Annotated in this window: 1 protein-coding gene; it reads left to right on the top strand. The window is 68.2% G+C overall.

Going from position 1 to position 12,853, the window contains the following annotated elements; genetic code table 11:
- Positions 1-195 precede the first annotated feature (195 nt).
- A complete protein-coding gene (locus ACZ5BO_RS19500; protein ID WP_464696168.1) occupies positions 196-12,765 on the top strand; it encodes a filamentous haemagglutinin family protein in 12,570 nt (4,189 codons plus the stop codon).
- The last annotated feature ends 88 nt before the right edge of the window (positions 12,766-12,853 follow it).

Genomic DNA, 12,853 nt, shown 5'->3' with positions numbered 1-12,853 from the left:
CTTGGGCCTGCTGTCGCCGGGGGCTCGCGCAGGTTCGCCTGCCGCGGGCGCCCCGTGCGCGCGCAGATGAATTTTTTAAGACACCAGTTCGGTCGCGCGCGCTGGCAACGGCCTATCCCCTAAAGCAGTGACGCGCGCCCTGGGCCCAACATGCGTCGCGCTCCCGTGGGCGTCATAACGAAAGGATGAGTAGTAATGGTTCGCTGCAAACCACCGGTCAATCGCAATGCCCAGTCCCTCGCCAGCGAGGCTTCGATCCTGCGGTTGAAACCCCTGGCCCAGGCGATTGCCCTGTTGATGGTGGCCGGTGCAGGCAGTGCCCAGGGCGCCACGGCGTTCAGTTCCGGCTGGTTTGCCGACAAGGGCGCGTCCCAGGCCGCCACGGCCGCACGCACCAACGGCCAGGTGCCGGGAATCCCGACGCTGTCCCAGCAGACCCGGGCCAACCAGCAGTTGCAGCGCTCCCTGGGCAACCTCAATGCCAGCGTTGCCGCCATCGCCGCCCAGCAAGCGGCCCAGGCCGCAGCGCGTCAGGCAGCGCTGGCTACGGCCAGCAGCATTCCCGACGGCCTTGGCCAGGGCGGGCTCAAGGTCGACACCAGCCTGACCCAGGGCTGGATCAACGCCAAGGGGCCGGTGCAGAGCCAGTCTGGCGGCAAGACCACGGTGACCATCGAGCAGACCGCCGACAAGGCGATCCTCAACTGGGAGACCTTCAACGTCGGGCGCAATACCACGGTGGATTTCCAGCAGCAGTCCACCTGGGCGCTGCTGAACAAGGTCAACGACCCCAACGGTCGGCCCAGCGAGATCCAGGGCCAGATCAAGGGCGCCGGTACGGTGATGATCATGAACCGCAACGGGGTGATCTTTACCGGCTCCAGCCAGGTCAATGTGCGCAACCTGGTGGCGGCCGCGGCCACCATCAGCGACCAGCAGTTCACCCAGCGCGGGCTCTATGTCGACGCCAACGGCACCCAACCGACCTTCAGCGATGCCCTGGGCAAGGTCGAGGTGCAGCGCGGTGCATTGATCCAGACCCACGCCCCGGCCAGTTCCAGCGAATCTGGCGGATATGCCTTGCTGCTGGGCGCGGAAGTGGAGAACGCCGGCACCATCGTCACCGCCAAGGGCCAGACCACCCTGGCGGCAGGTGACAGTTTCTACATTCGCCGCGGGCTCGGTACGGATGGCAACCAGCGTTCCACCACCCGTGGCAATGAGGTCGCCACTTCGCTCAAGGCGGGTAGCAGCGCTGGCAAGGTCAGCAACAATGGCCTGATCATGGCCGCCACCGGCGACATCACCCTGACCGGGCACCAGGTGCAACAGAACGGTGTAGCCCTGGCCAGCACCTCGGTGGACACCCGCGGCACCCTCCATTTGCTCAACTCCGCCAGCGACAGCACCGGCAGCGTGACCCTGGGGCAGGGCAGCACCACCGCGATCCTCCTCGACAGCAGTGGCAGCAGCGCCCTGGACAGCCAGCGCAACAACGGCCTGATCAACCTCGACGGCACCCCGACCAACCTGAGCAGCGGCCAGTTCAACAACCTCAGCAGCGTGGCCGACCGCACCGACCAGTCCCGGGTGGAGATCGTCAGCGGCGGCACCGTGGATTTCCAGAACGGCTCCATCACCCTGGCCACCGGGGGCCAGGTGGCGGTCAGTGCCGGGCAGCGCAGCCTGGTGCGCGAGGGGGCGGTGATCGATGTCGCCGGCGCCGTCGGGGTCAAGGTGGCGATGGAGTCCAACAACATCAAGATCAACATCCAGGGCAACGAGCAGCGCGACTCGGCGGGCAACCGCGACAGCGGCCAGTTGATCAACAACGACGTCTGGGTCGACCTGCGCGAGCTGGTGTTCGTTCCGGCGGGCACCAACGGCTACGCCACCGATCGCTGGTACACCGCCGGTGGCCTGCTGGAAGTCGGCGGCTACCTGGGCACCCAGGGCCACAACATCGGCGAGTGGATGGCCCAGGGCGGCACCCTGACCTTCACCGGCAAGGACGTGGTGACCCAGTCCGGCGCCCAGTTGAACCTCTCCGGCGGCACCGTCGATGTGCAGGGCGGCTACATCCAGCAGACCTGGCTCAAGGGGGGCGACGGACGCCTGTACGAGCTGTCCCGAGCCCCGGGCGACCTGCTCTACACCGGGATCTACAAGGGCTATGTCGACAACAGCCCGCGCTGGGGTCGTACCGATTACTACTACAACCCGCTGATTGCCCAGCAGCAGCGCTACGAGGCCGGCTACACCGTCGGCCGCGACGCCGGCAAGCTGGTGATCGGCACCGGCAACGCGGTGCTCGAAGGCCAGTTGGTGAGCGAGGTGTTCAAGGGCGACCGCCAGACCCAGGCGCCCAACCTCAACCTCGACGGCTACCAGCAATCCCACAAGGCCGCGGCCCAGCGCGCGCAACTGATCATTGGCAACTACACGCCGATCTACAACAAGACCAGCGGCACCCTGCGCTATGCCCTGAGCCCGACCGTGGACAACGTACTGATCGAGGCCAACCAGCAGAAGATCGCCGACGGCCTGGACCTGGCTACTGCCTTGCCGGGCAATCGCCAGGGCCAGCTGGTGCTCGACAGCGACACACTCAACGGCTTCCAGCTGGGGGCGATCAAGGTTGGCGCCAAGCAGCAGATTCAGCTCAACGGCGCGCTCAAGGTCGCGGACGGCGGCGACATCACCCTGTTCGGGCCAGAGGTCAAGATCAACGCCAACCTCACCGCCCACGGCGGCAGCATCAATGCCGGCAACGTGCTGAACCAGGTGGATGTGAACCGCAACTTCGTGGTCGGTGACGTGATCCTCGCGCCCACCGGCGGCACCCAGGCCCGGGTCGATGTGGCCAGCGGGGTCAAGCTGGATGTCAGCGGACGCTGGAACAACCTGGCCCTGGACCCCTCGGACAGCAGCGGCCTGGCCTTTATCAACGGTGGCAAGGTGTCGTTGCGCAGCAGCGGCGACCTCAACCTGGCCAACGGCACCCGGGTGGACGCCAGCTCCGGTGCCAGCATCGCCTATGACGGCAAGACCAGCGGTGGCAAGGGCGGCGACGTGACCCTGGCCGCCGACGGCAAGCTCGACCTCAATGGCGAGCTGCGCGGGTATGGGGTCAACGGCGGCGGTACCCTGGCCCTGCAGGCGCACAAGGTGCTGATTGGCGCCCATGATTCGGCCGCCGAGGCCGGCACCCTGCAACTGGCCGGGGATTTCTTCAACAAGGGCTTCGGCGCCTACGACATTACCGGCAACGAAGGCTTGACGGTGGCCGACGGCGCCCAGGTGGACGTCAATATGCCGGTCTACCGCTTCGGTTCCCAGGCCGGCGGCACTGCCACTGGCAGCGACCCGGCCAGTGCTCTGGAACGCTGGTTGCCGGGCCTCTACCAGGAAGACGCGGCCAAGGGCGTGCTGACCCAGCGCCGTGGCGCCGGCCTGACCCTGAGCGCCGGCAACCAGTACTCCACGGCTGCCCAGTTGGCCACCACGGCGCTGAGCGTGGGGCCGGGGGCGGTGATCAGTGTCGACCCGGGGCAGGCCATCAACCTGCGCAGCGTCGGCCAGTTGACCCTCAACGGCACGCTCAATGCCTGGGGTGGCAGCGTCAGTCTGGGCGGCTTGACGGTGGCCAGTTCCGAGGCCGCCAATGCCGCCGGTCACGGACGTTCGATCTGGGTCGGCGAGCAGGCACTGATCGATGTCGCGGCCCGGGCCGTGAGCGCCGTGGACAACCGCGGCGACCGCTACGGCCAGGTGCGCAATGGCGGCAAGATCGCCATCGGCGGCGAGATCGACCTGGCCACCGGCATCGCCAAGGCCAGCGACCTGTTTGTGGTGGTGCGCGACGGTGCGCGTCTCGACGCTTCCGGCGCCCAGGCGGCCCTGGACATTCCCGGCCAGGGCCGGGTGCAGGTGGCCAGCAACGGTGGCAGCATCAGCTTCGCGTCCAACAACGGCCTGTACCTGGACGGCAGCTTCGTCGCCCGGGCCGGAGGCGCCGGTGCTGCCGGCGGCAGCTTGTCGCTGGCCCTGGAAAGCCCGTACTACATCAAGAACGCGGTCAACGACCGGGTGCTCAAGGCCCGGGAACTGGTGCTCAGCCAGAGCCACCAGGGCAGTGCGCTGCCCGCTAGCGCCGACGCCGCGGCCGCCAGCCTGGAGTACGGCCATGGCCGCCTCGGGGTGGATCAAGTCAGCGCCGGCGGTTTCGACAACCTGGCACTGCTGAGCAACGGCCTGTTGAGCTTCGATGGCGATGTGGCGCTGAACATGGGCCAGAGCCTGCGCCTGTACAGCGGCGCGCTGAACCTCAGCGAAAGCGCCGCGGCCAATAGCCGGGTCAACCTGTCGGCACCCTACCTGTTGCTGGCGGGCATCCTCGCGCCGCTGGAAGCCAAGGACCAGTACGTGCGTCCGGTCTCCACCGGCACGCCGTCGCAACAGGCCACCCAGGCGCAGTTCAATGCCAGCGGCAACCTGATCGACGTGCGTGGCAACGTGGTGTTCGGCAGCAAGGGCACGTTGCGCCAGGCCGACAACAGCCTGCTCGGGGTCGAGCGCCGTGGGTTCGATGATGTGCAACTGACCAGCCAGGGCGACCTGCGTTTCCTCGCTGGCGCCGGCGCCGATGTGATTGCCAAGGGCATCAGTACCCAGTTGCTCACCCAGGGCGACATGACCCTGCGAGCCGCGCAGTTGTACCCGGGCACCGAGGTCGGGGCGCGGGTGATTGCCGGCTACCTCAACGACATCTCCGGCACCAGCATCAACTTCGACCCCACGCGCACCCTGACCATCGGCCGCACCGGCCAAGGCGAGGCGCCGGTGCCGTACTCGGCCTTCGGCCGCCTGCAGCTGGGCGCGGCCAACATCAGGCAGGGCGGAGTGGTGCGTGCGCCCCTGGGCCTGATCGAGATCGGCAACCTGGGCGCGAGCAAGGTCGAACTGTTGCCCGGCAGCCTGACGTCGGTCAGCGGCAAGGGCCTGGTGCTGCCTTACGGCGGCACCGTCGATGGCCAGGTCTACAAGTACAACGGCAAGACCGTGACCTTCCTCGGCCAGGGCGCCCTGGTGAATGAGAACAGCGACCTGAGCGTCGGGGTGATCCTGGGGGGCAAGTCGGTGCAGGTGCAGCCCGATGCCACCGTGGACCTGTCCGGCGGCGGCGAACTGCTGGGCGCCGGGTTCATTTCCGGGCGCGGCGGCTCCACCGATGCGCGCTACAGCCCGCTGGTGCAGATCGGCGCCAACGGCGGCTTTACCCTTCCTGGCCTGGGCAGCAACCCGATCTACGCCATTGTGCCCGGGGTGCAGCCGGGTTATGCGCCGGTGGCGCCGGAGGGCGGTGCGGTGGATCCGCTGATTGGCCAGCAGATCAGCATCGGTGCCGGGGTTCCGGGGCTGGCGGCGGGCACCTACACCCTGATGCCGTCCACTTATGCGCTGATGCCGGGGGCCTTTCGGGTAGAGATCAACGGCCTGGCCGGGCTCGGCACCGAAGGCTCGACCCAGCAACTGCGCAATGGCTCCTGGTCCACCGCCGGGCGCTTGTCGATCGCCCATACCGGGATCAGCAACAGCCTCGCCAGCCAGGTGATCCTGACCTCCGCCGACACCCTGCGCCGTTATTCGCAATACAACGAAACCGGCTATGCCCAGTTCGCCCTGGCCGATGCCGCCAAGCTCGGGGTGCCACGGCCGATGCTGCCGGTGGACGCCAAGACCCTGAAGCTGGCCCTGCAACCGGGGGCCGGTGCGGACGCCTTCTCGTTCAAGGGCATTGGCCGCTTCGATGCCGCCGAGGGGGGCTATGGCGGCACCGTCGCGGTGCTGAACATGGGCAGTGGCAACATCGAAGTGGTGGCGGCCGGCAAGGCGGCCACCAGCGGCTTCAACGGCGTCACCCTGGACGATGCCAGCCTCAACGCCATGGGCGCCGCGCGCCTGATGCTGGGCGGCCTGACGCTGGTCAAATACGGCCAGGGCGGCAACTACATCACCGTGGCCGAAGGCGTGAACACGCCCAAGGGCTCGATCACCTTGCGTGAGGGCGCCACCCTGGCCGCGCCGGAAGTGTTCCTGGTGAGCAACACCGGCGAGATCGTCCTGGAGCAGGGCGCCTCGATCAATACCCTGGGCCGCGGCAAGGCCAGCTATGACGCCCGTGATGGCTTCACCTACCAGGTGGCCAATATGCTGGCGGTGTCCAACGGCCTGCTCAACGTGATCAGCAAGGCCCAGGCCGGCGGACAGACCAGTGGCGGGATCAAGCTCGGGATTTGCCCCGGCGCAACCTGCAGCGGGCAGACCGCACTGTATTCCGACGGCAGCATCGTCGCCTTGACCGACAACGCCTTCGAACTGGGTGACCAGGTGCGCTACGGCACCCGCCACCTCAACCTGGGCCTGAACAACATCAACGTCGGCAGCCCTGAAGCGCTGGCGGCGGCTGCGGCGGGCAACCGCCTGCCCAGCGGCATGACCCTGACCCAGCAGGTACTCGACCGCCTGCTGCGCGGCGATAGCCAATTCGGTGCCCCGGCCCTGGAGACCTTGCAGCTCTCGGCGCGGGACGGCTTCAACTTCTACGGCAGCACCTCCCTGGACACCTACGACCCGGCGACCGGCAAGTCGCTGCTGAGCAACCTGATGCTCTCCACCCCGGCGATCTACGGCGCCGGGGGCGCCAATGATGTGGCCAGCATCCACACCGCCAACCTGATCTGGCAGGGTTCCGAAACCCCGGCCGGAGCGGTGGTGAGCGGTGGCGCCGGAACCGGCAGCGGGCGCCTGCAAATCGATGCCGAGCGCATCGAGTTCGGCTACGGCGCCTTTGCCCAGCCCAGTACCACCAAGAGCCTGGACCGCCTGGCCCTGGGTTTTGCCAACGTCAACCTGAATGCCAGCCAGCGCATCACCGCCAACCACAAGGGCAGCCTCTCGGTGTACCAGAGCCAGGGTGCCTTTGACCCGGTCACAGGGTTTGCCTACAGCGGCGGCAACCTGAATATCCTCACCCCGCTGATGACCGGCGAGGCCGGTTCGGTGAACCGCATCAGCGCTGGCGGCGCGATTGATATCGGCGCCTCGGCCGGCCCTCGTGGCGAGGCCAATGGCCAGGGCGCGGAACTCTCTCTGCAGGGCGACAGCCTGCGCCTGGCCAGTGCCGTGGTGCTGCCCAGCGGCAAGGTGACCCTGGGGGCCCGGGGGGATGTCAGCCTGACCGATGCGGCGCTGATCGATGTGGCGGGCCGCACCCTTGCCTTCAATGACCTGAACAAATACGGCGCCGGCGGCGAAGTGCTGCTGCAGAGCCGCAGCGGCAATGTGCTGCAGGCCACGGGCTCGACCATCGACCTTTCGGCCACCCATAACCAGGCTGGCAAGCTGCGGGCGGTGGCACTGGACAGTGCGGCCGGGCGGGTCGACCTGGCGGGCAAGATCCTCGGCGGCAGCAGCGGCTACTACGATGCCGGCGGCACCCTGGTGCCGTTCCTCGGCGCCACGGTGGAAATCCAGGCCCAGCACCTGGGCAGCAGCGGCACCCTGGACGAGCAGTTCGCCGCCCTCAACCAGCGCCTGAACCAGGGCCAGGTCTTTGGCGCACGCAGCTTCCAGCTCAAGCAGGGCGACCTGACCATCGGCGACGGGGTCAGGGCCAGCACCGTCAACGTCTCGGTGGACAACGGCAGCCTGCGGGTCAGTGGGCGAGTGGACGCCAGCGGCGAACGGGTCGGCAGTATCAACCTGGCAGCCGGCAAGGGCCTGACCCTGGACGGCAGCGCGCTGCTCGATGCCCACGGCAGCAAACTGCGGGTGGACAGCTACGGCAAGATCATCGACTCACCGAACCGCGCCAGCGTGGTGCTCAGCTCGGGCCTGGGCCGCCTGACCCTGGCCGACGGTGCGCGCATCGACCTGCGCCACGGCACCGATGTGGCGGTGGGCGGCGCTGCCGGGCAGAACGATGGTCGCAGCCGCGGCACCCTGGAGCTGAACGCGCCGCGTATCGTCCAGGCGGACCAGAGCAGCAACGACATCGACATCGATGCCCGTGGCTCGCTGGATATCCAGGGCGCACGCTCGATCGCGGTCAACGGCATGATCCGCTATAACGATGCGCCGGAAAAAACCGACGCCACCGCCAGCGGCCGGCCTTACCAGGAGATCACCCAGGCCTACCTGGACGCCAAGCATGCCCTGAGCACGGCCTTTATCAACGCGGCCTTGAACAACAGCGACCTGCTGCAGAACAAGCTGGCCGCCCTGAACAACGCCGGTTATGCCGACGCCTTCCATCTGCGGCCCGGGGTCGAGATCGTCAGCAAGAGCGCGGACGGCGACCTGGTGGTGCAGGGCGACCTGGACCTGTCGGGCTATCGCTATGCCAGCCTCAACCCCCACAGCCAGAAGACCTCGGTCTACGGCTCTGGCGAAGTTGGCAGCCTGACCCTGCGCGCCGGTGGCGACCTGAATGTCTATGGCAGCATCAACGACGGTTTCGCACCGCCGCCGCCGACGGTGGATGACAAGGGCTGGGTGCTGCTGCCGGGTGTGGACTTCACCGGCGGCACGGTCATCGTGCCGGGCAACGGCGTGACCCTGGCCGACGGCACCGCCTTCCCGGCGGGCAGCACCCTCAACTACGACCTGCCGATCAAGGGGCTGACCGTGGCCGCGGGCACGCGCCTGCCGGTCACCGCGACCCTGGACCAGACCCTGGTACTGCCGGCGGGTACGGTACTGGCGGCGGCGATTCGCGATGCCTCGGGCAACCTGCTGTTCGCCGCCGGCACCTTGCTCGGCGAGGCCCAGACCCTGGTCGCCGGTACGCGCCTGGAGGCCGGAACGCTGTTGACCCAGGGCACCCAGCTGCGGCCCATGACCTGGCCCAAGGGCGTGCCGTTGCCCCAGGTGGACCGGGCCAACGTGAACAACAACCTGGTCATGCTCGCCGGCGACAAGGCGCTGCCCAAGGGCGCTTTGATCCCTGCGGGCACCAACGTCAAGCTGCCGGCGGGCGTCGACTCAGTGCAGCTGCGGCCGGAAGAGGTCGGGCGCCAGGGCAAACTCTGGGCCATTGCGCCGATGCTCGCCGAGGGCGCGCAATCCTGGTCCCTGCGCCTGGTGGCCGGGGCCGATACCAGCGCCGCCGACAGCCGTATCCTGCAGGCGGCGCCACGCAGCGGCGACCTGCACCTGGCGGACAGCCATTACGGGATGTTCGCCAAGGAACTGCCCAGCCAGGTGGTGCGGATCTGGACCCAGGTGGCGGTGGATGACCTGGCGGGCGCAGGGATCGTGGTCAAGGCCGGCGATCCGATCGATGAACAACTGCTGGTGGAACTGGGGCAGACGTCGATCGAACAATTCTGTGCCGACAGCCCGGCCTATTGCGCGATCAAGGCCAGCTACGCCTGGACCCAGCTGGCGGTGGACGAGCTGGCGGGCGCCGGGGTGGTGGTCAAGGCCGGCGATCCGATCGATGAACAACTGCTGCTGGACCTGGGGCAGACGTCCGTCGCGGCCTTCTGTGAAGAGTCGCCCGCCTTCTGCATGGCCCTGGACAGCAAGACCTATGGCGCAACCCCGTCCAGCAGCCGCTTCAGCGTGATCCGCACCGGCACCGGCGACCTTGAACTGCTCAGCGCCGGCAACCTGAGCATGGACTCGCTGTACGGGGTCTACACCGCCGGTACGTCCTCCACCGCGACGGCGGCCGGCGATCCCTACAACCAGCCACGGGCCCTGGGAGCGGGGGGCACGGTGCTCAATGAGCCGGGCAGTTACTTCGAGCAGTTCGTCAATGGCAGCGGCACCAGCCTGTACCGCGCCTGGTACCCGGAGGCGGGGGGCAACCTGCGGGTCAGTGCCGGGGGCAACCTGACCGGCAACATCAGCAGTACCGCCAACGACAGCCGTGCCTGGCCCAACCCCAAGGACAACGGCCAGGACTCGGCCGAAGTGGGCAACTGGCTGTGGCGCCAGGGCAGCGGCGATGTCGCCACCGGCGGTTCGGCGCAACCCAGCGCCTGGTGGATCAACTTCGGCACCTACAGCGGCAACGGCAGCGCCGACCGGATGCTGGGCTTTACCGGGTTCGGCACCCTGGGCGGCGGCAATCTGGAGCTGAATGTCGGCGGTGATGCGGGCCTCCTCCAGCGCCTGACGGACAGCGCCAGCGTCTCCACGGTGGCGCCCCGCAGCCAGGGGCTGGTGCTGGCGGTGGGCAGTACCGGCCGGGTCGCCAGCGATGGCAGCCTGCAACTGACCGGCGGTGGCGACCTGCAGGTGAACATTGCAGGCGCCTTGAACCCAGCCAGCAACCTGGTCATCGAGCATCGCAATGGCGTCGTGGTCAACCTGCGTGGCAGCAGCCGTTTGCAGAGCGCTTCCCTGGGCAGCATCGACCTGCACTACGGCGGCACTGCCGCCGACCACAACCCCAGCGAAGCCCGGGCCTTCGACCCGTTGCGCGCCACCCGTGGCCTGGCCCAGGGCGGCCTGACCCTGGTGCCTGGCGACGCCACCTTCAACCTGCAGAGCCGCGGCGACCTGGTAGTGCAGAACGTTGAGGACCCGGGCCGGGTCCGCCAGTTCAACACCGCGCTCTTCAGCCGTGGTAGCCAGCAAGGCAGCGGCCAGAGCTGGTTCACCCTGTGGACCGAGCGCACCGCCATCGACCTGCTGTCCCTGGGCGGCAACCTGACCCCGCTCACCAGCCCAGACAGCACCGATCTGGCGGTGGTCTACCCGTCGATCCTCCGGGCCGTGGCAGCCAGCGGCAGCCTTTACTATGGCAAGGCCGCCAGCGCGCAGGTCGGCGACCTCAACTTCCGGGTGCCGCTGTTCCTGGCGCCGGGCGCTGCAGGGCAGTTGCAGTTCCTGGCCCAGGACTCGATCTACGCCGGCGGTTTTACCGTCAGCCAGTCGGGCGCCGCGGCCGCTTCGGTGGCCACGCCCTGGCGTCCGGCGTTTGTCGGCAGCATCGACGGCGAGGTGGTGGCCAGCAACCTGTCGGTCAACGGCAACCCGGTCACCGGCTCGACCTTGCCGTTGTTCGCCTTCGGTTCCGGCAGCGTTGCCGGGCTGGTGGCCGGCCCCGCGGATCCGGCGCGCTTCTATGCGGTGAACGGCGACCTGGTGGGGGTCAACAGCGGCCGGATCCTCACCTTCGGCCAGGCGGCCTCGCAGTTGCACTCGGGGCAGACCTGGTACGAGGGCAGCCGCCCGGTGTGGATGATGGCCGGGCGCGATATCGTCAGCAGCGGCCGGACCTTTGGCGTGGGGGATCCGGTCTATGGCTCGACCTCCCAGGGCAACCTGTTCGTGCACAACAACCCCAGCGACATCTCCATCGTCAGTGCCGGGCGCGACATCCTCTACAGCAACTTCAACGTTGCCGGCCCCGGCACCCTGGAGTTGATGGCGGGGCGCAACATCCTCATGGAGGACAAGGTCAGCGTCACCAGCATCGGTGCCGTGGCGCCGGGGGATAACCGGCCTGGGGCGAGCATCGTGATGCAGGCCGGGGTCGGCGCCAACGGCCCGGACTACCGGCGCTTCGTCAGCGCCTACCTGGATCCGGCCAACCTCGCCCAGCCGGGCGAGAGCCTGTCGGGCACCAAGGTGGCCAAGACCTACGAGGCCGAACTGCTGGACTGGCTGGCCGAGCGCTTCGGTTTTGCCGGCGACAGCGACCAGGCCCGGGCCTATTACGCGGCCCTGCCTGCGGAACAGCAGCGGGTGTTTGCGCGGAACGTGTATTTTGCCGAACTCAAGGCCGCCGGCCGCGAGTACAACGAAGCGGGCGGGGTCCGCCAGGGCAGTTACGCCCGCGGCCGTGCGGCGATCGCCGGGCTGTTCCCGAGCACCGACGTGGCCGGCAACCCGATTACCTACCAGGGCGATATCACCCTGTTCGGCGGGGCCGGGGTGCACACCGACTTTGGCGGCAACATCCAGATGCTGAGCCCCGGCGGCAACCAGACTTTCGGCATCGAAGGCACGGCGCCACCGGCCTCGGCGGGGATCATCACCCAGGGGGCGGGGGACATCCAGCTGTACTCCCTGGGCAGCATCCTGCTGGGCCAGAGCCGGATCATGACCACCTTCGGCGGCTCGATCATGGGCTGGTCGGCGGCGGGCGACATCAACGCCGGTCGCGGCTCCAAGACCACCGTGGTCTACACCCCGCCCAAGCGGGTCTACGACAACTGGGGCAACGTCAGCCTGTCGCCGTCGGTGCCCAGCACCGGGGCGGGGATCGCCACCCTCAACCCGATCCCTGAAGTGGCCGCCGGCGACATCGACCTGATCGCTCCGCTGGGCACCATCGATGCCGGCGAGGCGGGCATCCGGGTCTCGGGCAACATCAACATCGCCGCCTTGCGGGTGGTCAACGCCGCGAACATCCAGACCCAGGGCAAGTCTTCCGGGGTGCCGATCAGTGCGACGATCAACACCGGCGCCATGACTTCGGCCAGCGCCGCAGGTTCGGCGGCTTCCCAGGCCGCAGAGGATGCGGCGCGCAACCAGCAGGCGGCGGCCAGGCAGGGCCGGGCGTCGATCGTCACCGTGGAGGTGCTGGGCTTTGGCAGCGAGCCGGTGCAGCGCACCCGTGAGGAGGCCAGCCGTGCCCCGGGCTATAACCCCGACAGCCCGGTGCAGGTGCTGGGCGCCGGGCCCTTGAGCGAGCAGGCGCGGGCACGCCTGACCGATGAGGAGCGCAAGCAACTGACCCTATAGGTTCTCTCGTGGTAGCAAGGCTTGGGGGCGATCGTCGATCGCCCCTTTTTTTTACCAGGGCCGCTGCTATTTCAGGCGGGAATGCCTT

This window comes from Pseudomonas sp. FFPRI_1, from assembly GCF_055384485.1.
Note: the sequence above shows the minus strand (reverse complement) of the source record. Positions and strands in the feature narration are given on the sequence as shown.